The organism is Streptomyces toxytricini, assembly GCF_014649915.1.
Taxonomy (GTDB): domain Bacteria; phylum Actinomycetota; class Actinomycetes; order Streptomycetales; family Streptomycetaceae; genus Streptomyces; species Streptomyces toxytricini.
Map to the genome: position 1 here is coordinate 215,002 of NZ_BMTY01000001.1, position 16,543 is coordinate 231,544.

10 protein-coding genes are annotated in these 16,543 nt (G+C 74.6%); 8 read left to right on the plus strand and 2 right to left on the minus strand.

The genetic code is table 11. From position 1 onward, the window contains the following. The first annotated feature begins 20 nt into the window (after window positions 1-20). From IE170_RS00895 to IE170_RS00910, 4 genes are all read left to right on the plus strand, one after another. Window positions 21-3,074 (plus strand): alpha-mannosidase, encoded by a 3,054-nt coding sequence (locus IE170_RS00895; RefSeq protein ID WP_189807350.1) that lies wholly within the window; start codon window positions 21-23, stop codon window positions 3,072-3,074. A gap of 158 nt (window positions 3,075-3,232) precedes the next feature. Next, window positions 3,233-5,257 (plus strand): NADPH-dependent 2,4-dienoyl-CoA reductase, encoded by a 2,025-nt coding sequence (locus IE170_RS00900; RefSeq protein WP_189807351.1) that lies wholly within the window; start codon window positions 3,233-3,235, stop codon window positions 5,255-5,257. A 47-nt stretch (window positions 5,258-5,304) separates the two neighbouring features. Beyond that, window positions 5,305-5,718, plus strand: a complete 414-nt coding sequence (locus IE170_RS00905) for a PaaI family thioesterase (protein WP_189807352.1) — start codon at window positions 5,305-5,307, stop codon at window positions 5,716-5,718. A gap of 3 nt (window positions 5,719-5,721) precedes the next feature. Continuing rightward, the gene (locus IE170_RS00910; protein WP_189807353.1) at window positions 5,722-7,101 is read left to right on the plus strand and encodes an MFS transporter; all 1,380 of its coding nucleotides are present in this window, start codon (window positions 5,722-5,724) and stop codon (window positions 7,099-7,101) included. Window positions 7,102-7,198: 97 nt separating this feature from the next. Here IE170_RS00910 and IE170_RS00915 read toward each other — a convergent pair whose 3' ends face one another. Continuing rightward, complete coding sequence (locus IE170_RS00915; RefSeq protein WP_229884537.1) at window positions 7,199-8,758, minus strand: alpha/beta hydrolase; 1,560 nt, start codon at window positions 8,756-8,758, stop codon at window positions 7,199-7,201. A gap of 462 nt (window positions 8,759-9,220) precedes the next feature. Between IE170_RS00915 and IE170_RS00920 the strand changes: the two genes are divergently transcribed. The 4 genes from IE170_RS00920 (at window position 9,221) to IE170_RS00935 (ending at window position 14,991) form a co-directional block, all read left to right on the plus strand. Continuing rightward, entirely contained in the window at window positions 9,221-11,602 is a 2,382-nt protein-coding gene (locus tag IE170_RS00920; protein WP_223855785.1) for a SpoIIE family protein phosphatase, read from the plus strand. Between the two features lie 198 nt (window positions 11,603-11,800). Beyond that, window positions 11,801-12,514 carry a DUF4142 domain-containing protein gene (locus IE170_RS00925; RefSeq protein ID WP_229884538.1) on the plus strand — a complete coding sequence of 238 codons (714 nt, stop codon included), beginning with the start codon at window positions 11,801-11,803 and terminating at the stop codon, window positions 12,512-12,514. Between the two features lie 9 nt (window positions 12,515-12,523). Next, a complete protein-coding gene (locus IE170_RS00930) occupies window positions 12,524-13,915 on the plus strand; it encodes a DUF1996 domain-containing protein (protein WP_189807356.1) in 1,392 nt (463 codons plus the stop codon). Window positions 13,916-14,064: 149 nt separating this feature from the next. Next, window positions 14,065-14,991 (plus strand): RNA polymerase sigma factor, encoded by a 927-nt coding sequence (locus tag IE170_RS00935; protein ID WP_189807357.1) that lies wholly within the window; start codon window positions 14,065-14,067, stop codon window positions 14,989-14,991. Window positions 14,992-15,068: 77 nt separating this feature from the next. On the opposite strand, the gene IE170_RS00940 is transcribed toward IE170_RS00935, so the two are convergent. Further along, window positions 15,069-16,436, minus strand: a complete 1,368-nt coding sequence (locus IE170_RS00940; RefSeq protein WP_223855784.1) for a PucR family transcriptional regulator — start codon at window positions 16,434-16,436, stop codon at window positions 15,069-15,071. Window positions 16,437-16,543 lie beyond the last annotated feature (107 nt).

Sequence of the window (16,543 nt, forward strand, 5' to 3'; positions counted from 1 at the left end):
TCCGCCTTCCTGGAGCCGCCGTGCACGACGACCGCAGTATCACCGAGCACCGCCTGCGCCGGACCCTCGCCGAGCGCATCAAACCCGCCGTGTACTCCCGGCCCGTCCCCCTCGCCGTCGAGCGCTGGGACGCCCCCGGCGAGCCCGTGCCCGCCGCCGAGGGCCTGGCGGCCCCGTACGCCCCCTGCGCCGTCGGCGACGCCTGGGGGCCGGCCTGGGGCACCACCTGGTTCAAGGTCACCGGCACCGTCCCCGGCGACTGGGCCGGGCGCACCGTGGAGGCCGTCCTCGACCTCGGCTTCGACCGGATGATGCCCGGCTTCCAGTGCGAGGGCCTCGTCCACCTCGCCGACGGCAGCGAGGTCAAGGCCCTCAACCCGTACAACGCCTGGGTGCGGGTCGCCGACCGGGCGGCCGGCGGCGAGCCGGTCGAGTGGTACGTCGAGGCCGCCGCGAACCCGGTCCTCGTCGAGCACGTCCCCACCTCCGAGGGCGACCGCCTCACCAGCGGCGCACAGCCGCTCTACCGCCTGGCCCGGATGGACCTGGCCGTCTTCGAGGCGGAGGTCTGGGAGCTCGTCCAGGACCTGGAGGTCCTCCACGACCTGATGGTGCAGCTCGCCGCCGACGACGCCCGCCGGTACGCGATCCTGCGCGCCCTCGACGCCGCCCTCGACGAGGTGGACCCGCAGGACGTGCCCGGCACGGCCGCCGCGGCGCGGGCCCGGCTGGCCGGGGTGCTCGCCTCGCCGGCCGCCGCCTCCGCCCACCGGATCAGCGCCGTCGGCCACGCCCACATCGACTCGGCGTGGCTGTGGCCGCTGCGCGAGACGGTCCGCAAGGTCGCCCGGACCGCCGCAAACGTGGTCTCCCTCATGGACGCCCACCCCGGATTCGTCTTCGCCATGTCCCAGGCCCAGCAGCTCGACTGGATCAAGACCCACCGGCCCGCCCTGTTCGAGCGGATCAAGAAGAAGGCCGCCGAGGGCCGGTTCGTACCGGTCGGCGGCATGTGGGTGGAGTCCGACACGAACATGGTCGGCGGGGAGGCGATGGTCCGGCAGTTCCTCTACGGCAAGAAGTTCTTCCTGGACGAGTTCGGCATCGAGACCCGCAACGTGTGGCTGCCCGACTCCTTCGGCTACACCGCCGCCATGCCGCAGATCATCCGCCTGTCCGGCTCGCAGTGGTTCCTGACGCAGAAGATCTCCTGGTCGCAGGTGAACGCCTTCCCCCACCACACCTTCCGGTGGGAGGGCATCGACGGCACCCGCGTCTTCACCCACTTCCCGCCGGTCGACACCTACAACGGCGACCTCGGCGGGGCCCAACTGGCGCACGCGGCCCGCAACTACCGCGAGAAGGGCCGCGGCACCCGCTCCCTCGCCCCCTTCGGCTGGGGCGACGGCGGCGGCGGGCCGACCCGCGAGCACCTCGCCCGGGCCGCCCGCCTGCGCGACCTCGAAGGCTCCCCGCGCGTCGAGGTCGAGCCGCCCGACGCGTTCTTCGAGAAGGCCCGAGCCGAATACCCGGACGCCCCCGTCTGGGCCGGTGAGCTCTACCTGGAGCTGCACCGCGGCACCTACACCTCGCAGGCCAAGACCAAGCAGGGGAACCGGCGCAGCGAGTCCCTGCTGCGCGAGGCCGAGCTGTGGGCGGCCACGGCCGCGGTGCGGGTGCCGGCGTACGCCTACCCGTACGAGGAGCTGGAGCGGATCTGGAAGACGGTGCTGCTGCACCAGTTCCACGACATCCTGCCCGGATCCTCCATCGCCTGGGTGCACCGCGAGGCCCGCGCCACCTACGCCCGGATCCACACCGAGCTGCGCGCGATCACCGTCGCGGCCCAGGCGGCGCTCGCCGGGGACGGCGACACCGAACTCGTCTTCAACTGCGCCCCTCACGCCCGCCGGGGCGTCCCCGCGGGCGGCGCCGGGGTGCCGGAGCCGCCGGCCGGGAGGGTGTCCCTGCGGGACCGGCCGCAGGGCGGGTACGTCCTGGAGAACGGGCTGCTGCGGGTGGAGGTCGACGGGCGCGGGCTGGTCGTCTCCGCCGTGGACCTCGCGGCGGGCCGCGAGGCGGTGGCCCCCGGGCAGGCCGCCAACCTGCTGCAGATCCACCGCGACCTGCCGAACATGTGGGACGCCTGGGACGTCGACGCGTTCTACCGCAACAGCGTCGCCGACCTCGCGGACCACGACTCCCTGGCCGCCGACCAGGACGGCCCGGACGCCGCCACGGTCCGCGTGGAGCGCTCCTTCGGCCGGTCGCGGGCCACCCAGTGGATCACCCTGCGGGCGGACGCCAAGCAGGTGGACTGCGTCACCGAGGTCGACTGGCACGAGAAGGAGAAGTTCCTGAAGGCCGCCTTCCCGCTGGACGTCAAGGCCGAACGGACCTCCTCCGAGACGCAGTTCGGGCACGTCCACCGGGCCACCCACACCAACACCTCCTGGGAGGCGGCCAAGTTCGAGATCTGCGCCCACCGCTGGATCCACGCGGAGGAGCCGGGGTGGGGCGCCGCGCTCCTCAACGACTCCACGTACGGGCACGACGTCACCCGCGACGTGCGGCCCGACGGCGGCCAGACCACCACGGTCCGGCTGTCGCTGCTGCGGGCGCCGCGCTACCCCGACCCGGAGACCGACCAGGGCCGGCACACCATGCGGTACGCGCTGGCGCCGGGGGCCGGGATCGGCGACGCGGTCCGCGAGGGCCGCTTCCTCAACCTGCCCGAGCGGACGGTGGCCGGCGCGGGCCCCGTCGCGCCGCTGGTCTCGGTGGCGGCCGCGGGCGGCCCGGCGGGCGGCGCAGTGGGCGGCTCGGTGGTCGTCGAGGCGGTCAAGCTGGCGGAAGACCGCAGCGGCGACGTCGTGGTCCGCCTGTACGAGTGCCTCGGCGGCCGTGCCGCGGCGGTCCTCACCGCGGACTTCCGGCCCGCGGCCGCCGTCGAGAGCGACCTGCTGGAGCGGCCCCTGGAGGGCACGGCGGTCGGCCCGGTGGCGGCGGACGGATCGGTGCCGCTGACGCTGCGCCCGTTCCAGATCGTGACGGTCCGCCTGCGCCGCGCCTGACCGCTGGCGGCCGCCGGGTGTGGGTTGCGCCACAGCCGGCGGCCGGCCGGCCCGGCGCGCCGGGGGAGTGGCCCGGAACTGGTTATGCACTTAGTTGCAAAAGGGGGGTCTCCTCGCTACAACAGGTTCCATCCACCCCCGCGCGAGGAGGCGCCCCCATGAGTTCCCAGAGCCGGTACCCGCACCTGCTGAGCCCCCTGGACCTCGGCTTCACCACCCTGCCGAACCGCGTGGTCATGGGCTCGATGCACACCGGCCTGGAGGAGCACGAGGGCGGCTTCGAGCGCCTCGCCGCCTTCTACGCCGAGCGCGCCCGCGGCGGCGCCGGCCTGATCGTCACCGGCGGCATCGCCCCCAACGACGCGGGCCGGCCCTTCGAGGGCGGCTCCCGCCTCACCACCGAGGAGGAGGCCGCCGAGCACCGGGTGATCACGGAGGCGGTCCACGCCGAGGGCGGGAAGATCGCCATGCAGATCCTCCACTTCGGCCGCTACGCCTACCACAAGGACCTCGTCGCCCCCAGCGCCCTCCAGGCCCCCATCAGCCCCTTCGTCCCGAACGAGCTGACCGAGGAGGAGGTGGAGCAGACCGTCGAGGACTTCGTCCGTGCCGCCCGCCTCGCCAAGATCGCCGGCTACGACGGCGTCGAGATCATGGGCTCCGAGGGCTACCTGGTCAACGAGTTCATCGCCGCCGCCACCAACCGCCGCGAGGACCGCTGGGGCGGGTCGTACGAGAACCGGGTGCGCTTCCCCCTGGAGATCGTCCGGCGCACCCGCGAGGCCGTCGGCCCCGACTTCATCCTGATCTACCGCCTCTCCATGCTCGACCTGGTCCCCGGCGGCTCCACCCTCGACGAGGTCGTCCACCTCGCCAAGGAGATCGAGGCCGCCGGCGCCACCATCATCAACACCGGCATCGGCTGGCACGAGGCCCGCATCCCCACCATCGCGACCTCCGTCCCGCGCGGCGCCTACACCTGGGTCACCAAGCGGCTGATGGGCGCCGTCTCCGTCCCGCTCGTCACCAGCAACCGCATCAACACCCCCGAGAAGGCCGAGGAGATCCTCGCCGAAGGCCGCGCCGACCTCGTCTCCCTGGCCCGCCCCTTCCTCGCCGACGCCGACTTCGTGGCCAAGGCCGCCGCGGGCCGCCCCGAGGCCATCAACACCTGCATCGGCTGCAACCAGGCCTGCCTCGACCACACCTTCAGCGGCAAGATCACCAGCTGCCTGGTCAACCCCCGCGCCTGCCACGAGACCGAGCTCGTCCTCTCGCCCACCCGGCTCGCCAAGCGCGTCGCCGTCGTCGGCGCCGGCCCGGCCGGCCTCGCCTGCGCCGTCACCGCCGCCGAGCGCGGGCACACCGTGACCCTCTTCGAGGCCTCCGGCCACATCGGCGGCCAGCTCGACATCGCCCGCCGCATTCCCGGCAAGGAGGAGTTCGAGGAGACCATCCGCTACTTCGGACACCAGCTCGCCGAGCGGGGCGTCGAGGTCCGCCTGAACACCACCGCCGACCCCGAGCTCCTGAGCGGCTACGACGAGGTCGTCGTCGCCACCGGCGTCACCCCCCGCACGCCCGCCATCGAGGGCGTCGACCACGCCAAGGTCGTCAGCTACCTCGACGTCCTGCGCGACGGCGCCCCCGTCGGCGAGAACGTCGCGGTCGTCGGCGCCGGCGGCATCGGATTCGACGTCGCCGAGTACCTCACCGACAGCGGCGAGGGCGCATCCCAGGACCCAGAGGTCTACTTCCGCCACTGGGGCGTCGACACCTCGTACGCCGGCCCCGGGGGCCTGACCGCCCCCGACCGCCCGGTCTCCCCGCGCCGCGTCCACCTCCTCCAGCGCAAGGCAACCAAGGTCGGCGCCGGACTCGGCACCACCACCGGCTGGATCCACCGCGCCGAGCTCAAGCACCGCGGCGTCGTCTCCGTCGCCGGTGCCTCCTACGACCGCATCGACGACGACGGCCTGCACATCACCGTCGACGGCGAGCAGCGCCTCGTCCCCGCCGACACCGTCGTCCTGTGCACCGGCCAGGAGCCGCGCCGCGACCTGTACGAGGAGCTGCGCGCGGCCGGCGTCGAGGCGCACCTGATCGGCGGCGCCGACGTCGCCGCCGAGCTCGACGCCAAGCGGGCCATCCGCCAGGGCACCGAGCTGGCCGCCTCGCTCTGATCCGCGGGGGGATTGTGGCGGCCCCACCGGGCCGCCACAATCTGCGGGTGACCCTGACACCGGCAGACGCAGACAAGGTCCTCAAGGACAACTTCGCCCCGTGGGTGCTGGCCCTCGGCCTGACCGTCGAGGAGACGGGCGACCGGCACGCCGTGCTGCGGCTGCCCTGGTCCGGCGAGCTCGCCCGCGATGGCGGCGGGCTGTCCGGGCAGGCCCTGATGGCCGCCGCCGACACCGCCACCGTCATCGCGATCAGCGCCGCGCGCGGCGGATACGGGCCGATGACGACCGTCCAGCAGTCGACGAGCTTCCAGCGGCCCGTCGCCGGCTCCGACGTGCTCATCGAGGTCCGCGTCACCAAGCTGGGCAAGCGGATGGCCTTCGCGGACATCACGATGACGCCGGAAGGGGCGCAGGACCCGGCCGCGACCGCGTCGACGGTCTACGCGCTCCTCGGCTGACGCGTGGCGTCGGCCTCCAGGACCCCGTTACCGCAGGACCCGGCTCCGCCGCTCCGGCGGAACCGGAGCTTCACCGTCTTCTGGCTCGGCCAGGCGCTGTCCGTCCTGGGCGGCTCGATCACCTACCTCGCCCTGCCGCTCCTCGTCCTCGACGCCACCGGGTCCATCGTCCGGATGGGCCTGCTCACGGTGGTCATGGGTGCGACCGGCATCGTGACGGGGCTGTTCGCCGGGTACGTCGTCGACCGCACCGACCGGCGCCGCCTGATGGTCGCCTGCGACCTGGGGCGCGCCCTGCTCCTCGGCGCGGTGCCGTTCGTGTGGCTCGCCGGGCCCCGCCTGTGGCTGCTGTACGTGCTGACGGCGGCGGTGACCGTCCTGAAGACGCTCTTCGACGTGGCGTACGTGACCTCCGTGCCGGCCCTGGTGCGCAGGGAGGACCTCGCCGCCGCCAACGCCCGCCTGATGGGCACCTTCGCGGTCGGCACGCTGTTCGGGCCGGTCGCGGCGGGCCTCGTCACGGCCGGCGTGGGCGCCGCCTGGGCGCTGGCCGTGGACGGGGCGACCTTCCTCGTCTCGGCGATCAGCCTGCGCTGGGTCGCCTTCGGCCCGGCACCGGAGCGCACCGGCCCCGGCGGGGGAGGGTCCGTCGGGGGCGGGTCCGGCCGGGAGGGGGCCCGCGGCAGGCTCCGCGAGGTGTTCACCACCGGCTTCGCGTTCCTGTGGGGCCACCGGCTGCTGCGGCCGCTGACCGTCCTGCTCACCCTGCTGACGTTCCTCACCATGGGCGCCACCGACCTGCTGGTCTTCCGGCTCCAGGAGGACCTCGGCCGGGACGCGGCCGTCGTCGGCCTCGTCGTCGCAGTGAGCGGCCTCGGCGTCGTCGCCGCGTCCGCCTGCGCGGCCCGGCTGCAGCGGGCCTTCGGGTTCGGCCCCTGCTGGCTGGGGGCGGTCGCGCTGATCGGAGCCGCCGTGGCCGTGACCGGGACCAGCGCCAGCGTGCCGGTGATCGCCGCCGCCGCGGCGGTGTTCATGTTCGGGATGACCCTCGGCGGCGTCAGCTCCATGACCCTGCGCCAGGAGGTCACCCCCGAGCCGCTGCTCGGCCGGGTCACCTCGGCGTTCTGGACGGTCCACAATGCCGCCGGCCCGATCGGCGCCGCCGTCCTCACCCTGTGCGCGGGCCGCTGGGGCGTGACGCCCGTCAGCCTCGCCGGCGGGGTGTTCTGCCTGCTGATCGCGGCCACCGGACTGCTGACGCCGCTGCGCTCGGCCCGGTCCGGCGGCCCGCCCGCCCCGCCGGCCGCGGCCGGCCCCGGCCCGGGGGCCGCCCGGCCGGCGGGCGCGGACACCGGCGGGGTCGGCGGAGCGAAGCAGACGTGACGCCGGCCGGCCCGATCGGGCCGGCCGGGCTCCGGGCCCGCACCCCGCTGGGGAGCACGGGACCGGCGTACGCCTGCGCCCCCGTCGGCGCGCCGGCTCAGAAGCGGAGCGGGGAGCCGCCCGGGAAGCGCTGCGGCGAGGACGGCACCGGCTCGGTGCGGCGCTCGCCGCCCGCCGGAGCCGTCCGGCAGGTCACGTCGGCAGCGGGCAGGCCGCCGCCGGCCAGGTAGGCGTTGACCGTCGCGTTGACGCACGACTCCGGCTCGAACAAGTAGACGCCGTGCCCCTCGCCGCCCTCGGCGAGCACCATGCGCGACCCCGACAGCGCCCGGTGCAGTGCCCGGCCGCTGTCCAGCGGGGTCTGGGAGTCCCACTCGTTCTGCACGGTCAGGACGTTCGCCCGGACGTTCGTCTTCGTGGGCGGCTCGATCGGCCGCTGCCAGTACGCGCAGGGCTTGATGTTGGAGGCGAAGTCGCCGTACAGCGGGTACTTCGCCTTGTCGCGGGCCGCCTCGCGGGCGTACTGCTCCGGATAGCGCGGCCACTCCACGTCGCCGCACACCACCGCCCAGAACGCGGCGGTGCCGTTGTCCGACGCCGGCTCCGACGCCGGCCGGAGCAGTCCGCGCTGCTCCGGAGTGAGGGCGGCGGGCCGGCCCTCCGCGGCGTCGACGAGCGCCCGGACGACGGGCGACGCCTGCGCCGGGTAGAAGAAAAGGGCCCGCGCCGTGCGGATGTCGTCACCCGTGAGCTTCTGCCCCTCGAACTCGATCGGCTCGCGGTCCGCGCGGGCCACCAGGTCCCAGAAGGTCTTGGAGACCGCATCGGGCGTCGCGCCCAGCCGGTACTCGCCGTCCCGCTCGGCCGCCCACCGCGTCCAGCGCGCGAACGCCGGCTCGGCCTCTGTCGCCCAGACCTGGATCATGCCGCGCCAAGCCCGCTTCGGGTCCACGCCGCTGTCGAGGACGAAGCGGTCGGTGCGGGAGGGGAACATCTGCGAGTAGACCGTGCCCAGGTACGTGCCGTACGAGTAGCCCACATAACTGATCTTCTTCTCGCCCAGTGCGGCGCGGATCGCGTCCATGTCGCGCGCCGTGTTGCGGCTGGTGATGAAGGGCAGCACCTGCCCGGACTTCTCGCGGCACTTCTCGGCGACGGTCTGCGCCCACGCGACGTCCGCCGCGAAGGTCTCCTCCTTGTACGGGCGGTTGAAGTCCTGCTCCTCGTCGGTCAGACCGCAGGTGACCGGGCTGCTCGCCCCGACTCCGCGCGGGTCGAAGCCGATGACGTCGTACCGGTCGCGGACGTCCTTCGGCATCAGCTCGGCCGCCATCAGCGGCATGTCCAGGCCGGGGCCGCCGGGGCCGCCCGGGTTCATCAGCAGCACGCCGTGCCGCTTGGCCGGGTCGGCGCTCTTCAGTCGGGATATCGCGATGTCGATCGTGCGCCCCTGCGGGCGCCGGTAGTCGAGCGGCACCTTGACGGTCGCGCACTCGTAGGAGGCCGGCTGCTCGGGGCTGCACCGCTGCCACGCCGGCTTCTGCGGGACGAACTCCGCGGTTCCGGCGGCCGACGCCTGCGGGGCGGACAGCAGGGGGACGGTGGTGGCGAGCAGGCCGGCGGCGGCGAATACCGGCGCGAGGCGTTTGATGTTCACGAAATGCCGTTTCCTCTCCGTGAAGTCGGTGGCGCCACCACCCTGTTGCACGGACGGGTCCGGGCGAATCATCCCGGAGGGCCGCCTCCTGTGCGCCTCTCGGACGAGCAAGGATCCGGACAACTGGCCGACACACCGCCCCAGTCGGGCCGAGCCTCGCGGGCCGGGCGGCCCCCGGCGGCCGCCCGGCGGTGCGACGGCGCAGGCCGCGCGGTACGGGGGAGCGCCCCGGCAAGGCCGGCCGCCGCCGCGGTCCCCGGCCGGGCGGCGTACGACGTACGGGGGACCCGCCCGGCGGGGCCCCGGACCCCGCAGTCCGTCGTACGGCGGAATGCGGGCGCGGCTGGGGCTGCCCGTCCGCGTCGGGGGAGGGAGGATGGAGGCGTCCCGGGTCCGCCCGGGGCACGGAACGGGCGGGCCGGCGCTTCCGCTCTCGGCGGCGGACGGGAAGGAGCGGTCGGCATGAGCACGGCGAACGGCGTCCCGGCCGACTCCGCAGGCACCCCGCCGGACCCGACCGGCCCCGCCGGCAGCCCCGGAGGGCCGGACCCCGGCAGCCCTACCGGAACCCGCGGCTCCGGCAGCCCCACCGGAACCCCGAGCCCCACGGGAACACCCAGCCCCACCGGAACCCCGAGCCCCGGCAGCCCCACCAAAACCCCCGGCCCCACCCCCACCGGAACCCCGGGTCCCACCAGCCCCACCGGAACCCGCGGACCCGGCGGCCCCACCGGAACCCCGGGCCCCGGCGGCCCGACCGGCCCGACCGGCCGCGCCGAACCCGGCGGGGCCGTCGGCAGGGCCGGGCCCCCCGGCCCCGGCACCGGGCGGGGCCTGCTGGACGTGCTCGGCGTCGCCGCGATCGTCCTCGACTCCGTCGGGCGGATCGTCCTGTGGAGCCCGCAGGCCGAGGAGCTCTTCGGCTACCCGGCAGAGGAGGCGCTCGGCGAGTACGCCGCCCGCCTCCTCGTCGACGACGAGCACCTGGGCGTGGTCCTGTCCCTGTTCGAGAAGGTCATGTCCGGCGGCGGGCCCTGGGCCGGGGTTTTCCCCGTCCACCACAAGGACGGCGGCACCCGCCTCACCGAGTTCCGCAACATGCGCCTGGAGGACCGCGAGGGCCGCCTCTACGCCCTCGGCATCGCCTCCGACCAGGCCACCCTGCGCCGCCTGGAGCGCGACCTCGCCCTCTCCGTGCGCCTGGTCGCCCAGTCGCCCATCGGGCTGGCCGTCCTCGACACCGACCTGCGCTACGTCATGGTCAACCCGGCACTCGAACGGATCAACGGGCTGCCGGCCGAGCAGCACCTGGGCCGCCGCGTCCACGAGGCCCTGCCCCGGGTGGACGCCGCGGCCATCGAGGCGGCCATGCGCGAGGTGCTGGTGACGGGCGTCCCCCGGCTGGACCAGTTCACCACCGGCCGCACCCCCGCCGACCCCCACCAGGACCACGCCTTCTCCGCCTCCTTCTACCGGCTCGACGACCCGGCCGGGCGGCCCATCGGCGTCGCCGCCTCCATCGTCGACGTCACCGAGCAGCACAAGACGGCGCAGGCCATCGCCCTGGCCCGGCAGCGGCTGGCCCTCATCGCCGACGCCTCCGTCCGCATCGGCACCACCCTCGACCTCGGGGTCACGGCCCGGGAGCTCGGCGACATCGCCGTACCCCAGCTCGCCGACGTCGCCACCATCGACGTCCTGGACGACGTCCTCACCGGCGACCCGCCGTCCGGCACGGCCCCCGCCGGGACCGTCCGGTTCCGGGCCCTGGCCGTCAAAGCGGCCCGCCCCGGCCCCGCCGTCCGCGCGGTCGACCCCGTCGGCACCATCGCCCGCTACGACGACACCCGCCTCGTCACCCGCTGCGTCCGCACCGGCCGGCCCGCCCTCCAGGCCCGCGTCAGGCCCGGCGACCTCGGCGGGATCGCCCGGGACGCCGAGGCCGCCGCCCTGCTCGCCGAGGCGGGACTGCACTCCTACCTCGCCGTCCCGCTCATCGCCCGCGGGGAGGTCATCGGCGCGCTGGGCCTGCAGCGCACCGACAACCCGCTGCCGTTCGACGAGGACGACGTCCTGCTCGCCCAGGAGCTGGCCGCCCGCGCGGCCGTCTGCATCGACAACGCCCGCTGGTACCAGAAGCAGCGCCGCGCCGCGCTCCTCCTCCAGCGGCACCTGCTGCCCCACCAGCCCACCCCGACGCCCGGACTGGAGATCGCCTTCCGCTACCAGCCCGCCCAGAGCGCCGGCGAGGTCGGCGGCGACTGGTTCGACGTCATCCCCCTCGCCGACGACAAGACCGCCCTCGTCGTCGGCGACGTCATGGGCAGCGGCATCAACGCGGCCGCCGCCATGGGCCAACTCCGCACCGCCGCCCGCACCCTGGCCGAACTCGACCTCGACCCCGCGGCCGTCCTCACCCGCCTCGACCACACCGCCACCGGCCTCGGCCACACCATGGCCACCTGCGTCATCGCCGTGTACGACCCCCGCCGCAACCGCTGCCGCATCGCCACCGCCGGCCACCTGCCGCCCGTACGCGTCGGCCGGGGCCGCCCGCCCGAGCTGCTGGACCTGCCCACCGGGGTGCCCCTCGGCGTCGGCGGCGTGCCCTTCGAGGCCGCCGCCCTCGACCTGGACGTCGGGGACGAACTCGTCCTCTACACCGACGGGCTCGTGGAGCGCCGCGACCAGGACATCGACACCCGGCTCCGCGCCCTCACCGACCTGCTCGACGCACCGGGCCGCCCACTGGAGGCGACCTGCGACCTGCTGCTGGGCCGGCTGCGCCGCCCGGACGACCGCGACGACGTCGCCCTGCTCATCGCACGCGCCCGCCCCCTCTGAGGGGACGTGCGGCCGCGGCACGGTACCAGTCTTCCGGGGAATGGACCGGATGTTTGTCCATTCGTGATGGTCCTTCCGAACGACCACCACAACTGGCACTAGCGTCCCGTGGCACCCGGGGAGCGCGGGTGCTCGCGGCACGACTGCCGTGTCCCTTGCCCCTGCCGCCCCTTCCGGCCCATGCAGCAAGGAGGCACAGTGCTGTCATTCCGTCGGTCGGCCGTCGGCAGCATGTCGGTCGCATCGAGACACGTGTTGGCCACGGTCGCCGTCATCGGCGCCCTCGCCTTCACCCTGATCGCGTTGCTGGTCCCCGTGGAGAAGTTCAACGGGGGATCGGCCGCCGCGACCACGCTCCCGGCCGCCGACGACGACGGCCTCGGAACCATGAGCACGGCCTTCGGGCCGCTGACCGCCCAGGACCGGGACTTCGTCCGCAAGGTGCGCCTCGCCGGCCTGTGGGAGCTGCCCGCCGGCCGTCAGGCCCTCCAGCGCAGCAAGCGCTCCGCCATGCGCACGGCCGGCGAGCACCTCGTCGAGGGTCACACCGAACTGGACCGGCGCGCCCTGGAAGTGGGCGGGGCGCTCGGCATGGAACTGCCCGACCAGCCCACCCGGCAGCAGCAGGAATGGCTCGACCAGCTCACCAACGCCCAGGGCACCCAGTACGAGCAGCTCTTCGCCCAGCTGCTCCGCCGCGCCCACGGCAAGGTGTTCTCGCTCGTGGCCCAGATCAGGGCGCAGACCCGCAACTCGATGGTCCGGGGACTGGCCACGGACGCCAACGCCACGGTCCTGGACCACATCACGGTCCTGGAGGCCACCGGCATGGTCGATTTCGACGGCCTCGCGGACGCGCCGCCGACCGCGGTCCCCGCGCCCGCCTCCTCCACCGTTTCCCGACCGAAGTGAAGTGATCGCATGAGTCAAAAGGGCCACAAACGCCGTCTGCGGACGTCGCACAAGGTCCTCGCCATGGTGTCCGCCCTGGTCCTGGGCGGCGGCGGGGTCGTGTTCGTCGCACAGGGCGCGTTCGCCGGACAGGACGACCGCGCCGCGCCGGTGACCGCCACCATCGACTGCCCGGACGTCGGCGACAAGCTCACCGACGTGCCCGAGAAGGCCCGTCCCGAGGTGGACAAGAACCTGGCCCAGCTCGACACCCAGGTCGCCGACGCATACAAGCAGCTCGCCACGGGCCGCGCCAAGGGCGGGGCCCTGCTCAGCGGCCTCGAGCAGCAGCGCGGCAGCACCATCGGTGCCATCGGCGACGCGATGGCGGGCGCGGGCGCGAGCCGGCAGGGCCTGGACGGGCTCGCCGGCTGTGAGATGAAGCAGGCGGCCGCCCCCGACCCGAAGGACGAGCCGGCGGCGGCGCAGGGGGTCGCTGCCCAAGGCGCCGCGGCCCAGGGCGGCCAGGCGGCGGCCAAGGGCGGCCCGGCCCGCAGCGACTTCGTCGCGATCGGCAACGTCCGGCCGAACGTCCGCAAGCCCGCGGACCGCCAGAACGCCTCCAAGGGCTCCTTCTCGGTGAACTGCGGCCGCAACGAGAACGGCCACTTCAACCCGGACAACGTCATCGTCGCGCCCGGTGTCAGCAACGGCGCCCACCACATGCACGACTACGTCGGCAACCTCACCACGGACGCCTTCTCCACCAACAACAGCCTCGCCGCCTCCGGTACCACCTGCACGAACGGCGACAAGTCCACCTACTACTGGCCGGTGCTCCGGCTTCGCGACGGCCGCGCCGAACGCGACGCCAACGCGCCCGGCGGCGGTCAGGACGGCAACGTCGGCACCATCCTCAAGCCGAAGCAGGTGACGATCGAGTTCAAGGGCAGCCCGGTCTCCAAGGTCGCCGCCATGCCCCGCTTCCTGCGCATCATCACCGGCGACGCGAAGGCCTTCACCAACGGGGTCGGGAACGCCAACGCCTCGTGGAGCTGCACCGGCTTCGAGAACCGCCAGCTGAAGGACAAGTACCCGGTCTGCCCCAAGGGCAGCGACGTGGTCCGCACGTTCAGCTTCCAGAGCTGCTGGGACGGGCGGAACATCGACAGCGCCAACCACCGCACCCACGTGGCCTTCGCGAACAAGGACGGCTCCTGCAAGCCCGGCTTCAAGGCCATCCCGCAGTTGGTCCAGCGCATCGTCTACAGCGTGCCGCCCGGCTCCCGGTTCGCCGTCGACAGCTTCCCCGAGCAGCTCCACAAGCCGGTCACCGACCACGGCGACTTCATCAACGTGATGTCGGACCGGCTCATGGCGAACGCGGTTCGCTGCATCAACGACGGGCGCACCTGCCGCTGAGTCCCTCGGGGCGGCGCACCCCCTCCCCCTCCCCTGCGCCGCCCCGAGAGCGGTGCCGGCCCGAAGCCGACTTCGGGCCGGCACCGCCGTACGCATGTGTGCAGCCGTTCCGAGGGCCCCCGGCGGGGCCGACGTACCGAGGGAGTGCCATGTCCGGGTTAGCACCCGAACCCGAACCCCGACCCCAGCCCGAACCGCATCCCGCGGCGGACCCCGGTGGCGGGGCCGGGCCGTCCGACGCGGAGCTCATCCGCCGGCTGCGGCGGGCGTTCGCGGCGGGGACCGCGGACGCCGGAGTCTGCGAACTGCTCCACCGGCGGCACGGTGCCGCCGCTTTCGCATGTGCGCGCGCGTGCTGCCGTACGCCGCACGACGCCGAGGACCTCGCCTCCGAGGCCTTCCTGCGGACCCTGCAGGCCGTCCGCTCCGGAGCCGGCCCGCGGGAGCTCTGGCGCCCGTACCTGCTGGCGGTCGTCCGGCGCACGGCCTCGGAATGGCGGGCCGGCGCGGGCCGGACGCTGCTGACGCCCGACGTAGAGCCGTGGTGCGGCCCCGGGGCGGGCGGCGAGGACCCGCAGCGCCGGCTGCTGGAGTGCGAGGACCGCCGGCTCGTCGCCCGCTCGTTCCGCACGCTGCCCGAGCGGTGGCGGGCCGTCCTGTGGCACACGCTGGTCGAGGACGACTGCCCGCACCCCGTGCCGCTGCTGCTCGGCATCACCCCCAGCGCGGTGACGTCGCTGGCGTTCCGGGCCCGCGAGGGGCTGCGGGAGGCGTACCTGCGGGCGCACCTCGACGGGGCCCCGGACCCCCGCTGCCGCCGGTACGCGGGCCCGCTCGGCGCGGCGGTCCGGCGCGGCGGGGCCCTGCGCGCGCCCGACCTGGCCGGACACCTGGCGTCCTGCGCGCACTGCTCGCGCGCGTACGCCGAACTGCGGGACCTGCACGCCGCGCTGCCCGCCGGACCGGCCGGCCAGGCGGCGGCCGGCCGCGGGCGCGCGCACGGCCCCGGACCGCTCGCGCCGGGAGGGCGGCGAGGGGGCCGGGGCCGTGGGGGAGTCGATGCGGGAGCGGATTGACAGGGGGGAGCAGGGGGACGGGGGAGAGGGGCGCGGGGTGGCTGTGGAGGTGCCGCCCGCGTCGGCGGGTCGCGGTGCTACAGGCCGTTGACGCGGGCCATGCGGTCCACGCCGAGGGGGCGGAAGTCGGTGGCGGCGGCGCGGGCCTTGCGGCCGACCCGCGCGTACTGGCGCCGCACCTGGGCCATGAGGCGGCGGCTGCGCAGGGCCATCTCCAGCTCGAAGCGGGTGCGCGGGTCGCGCAGTCCGGGGCCGAAGAGCTTCTCCAGCTGCCGCATCCGGTAGCGGACGGTCTGCGGGTGGACGCTCAGCGCCTTGGCGGCCTCGGGGGCGCCGCCTCCCTCCAGCCAGGCCAGGAGGGTGACTTCGAGCCGCTCGCTCTGGCGCGGCGTCAGATCGGCCAGCGGACGCAGCCAGCGGGCGGCCAGGGCGTGCGCGAGGGGTTCGTCCTGGAGCAGGAGGAGGGTGGAGAGGTGGTCGTCGACGAAGAGGGGACGGCCCTCCGGTCCGGGCCTGTGGGGGGCGAGGGCCAGCAGGCGCAGGGCCCAGCGCAGGGAGTGGCTCGTGTCGCGCGGTGCGACGGGATGGCCGACGGCCGCGAACCGGCCGCGCAGCAGGGACTCCAGGGCGGTGCGGGTGTCGGGGTCCTCGGGACTGGGGACGAGGAGGCACGGCTGGCCGCCGACCATGCCGGCCAGGGCGTCGCCGAGGGAGGCGGCCAGCTGCTGGGTCTCGCCGGGCGTCGCGAGGGCGATGGCGCGTATTTCGGGGGGAAGGGGCCAGCCGGCGGCGCGGGCGAGCTCCGACAGTGCGATTTCAGCCATGGGCATGTCACTTGTCAGAGCAGAGAAGAGCTCCCTCCGCGCCCGTTCGGAGGAGCTGCCCGGCCCCCCGTCCGACGCGACCACGGTGAGCGGGGCCGTCCGGGTGCGGTACGAGCCCTGGCGGGGGATCCGGTCGAGGACCGGGTCCGTACCCCCGCCGTGCAGTCCGGGCCCGTGCAGGCTGCCTCCGGGGAGTCCGGCCGCCGCGTCCAGGGCCGCCACGTCGAGGTCGACGTCCTCGTCCGGGTCGATCCCGGTGCGGCCGTCCTCGTCGGTGTCGTCGTCGACGTCCGGATGCCCCGCGGGCGTGCCGTACGGGCCTGCCCTGACCGGTTCGGGGCCGCCGTCGGGCGCGGCGCCGTGGGCCTCCGCCCGCTCCTGAGGGCGCGTCAGCGGCTCCCGGTACCCGAGCGCCGTCAGCAGGGCCGCCTCGACCTGTGCTCTGACCACCTCGTCGTCGAGGTCGTCCACCAGCGCGGCGAAGCCTGGGATGCCGTCCCTCAGCTCCTCCACCATCCCGGATGCCAGCCCGGGGAGTTCCCGGCGCAGGACCCGGGTCCACTCGCCGCGCGGTCGGGCCCAGATACGGTTCAGCAGTTCGCACATTGTTACCTCGTTCATGCCGGGGTAAGGCCTGCCCCGCGGGGAGGGTGACAGGCCCGCGTCGAGCCGCCCCCCTGCCCGCCGTACCGACGGTGCGGACGGGGCAGTTGAGCACCTCGTACACC

Coding starts and splice junctions, on each gene's coding strand:
- IE170_RS00935 (WP_189807357.1), top strand. CDS start 14,065: ATGTCCGGGTTAGCACCCGAACCCGAACCCCGACCCCAGCCCGAACCG.
- IE170_RS00900 (WP_189807351.1), top strand. CDS start 3,233: ATGAGTTCCCAGAGCCGGTACCCGCACCTGCTGAGCCCCCTGGACCTC.
- IE170_RS00920 (WP_223855785.1), top strand. CDS start 9,221: ATGAGCACGGCGAACGGCGTCCCGGCCGACTCCGCAGGCACCCCGCCG.
- IE170_RS00930 (WP_189807356.1), top strand. CDS start 12,524: ATGAGTCAAAAGGGCCACAAACGCCGTCTGCGGACGTCGCACAAGGTC.
- IE170_RS00940 (WP_223855784.1), bottom strand. CDS start 16,436: ATGAACGAGGTAACAATGTGCGAACTGCTGAACCGTATCTGGGCCCGA.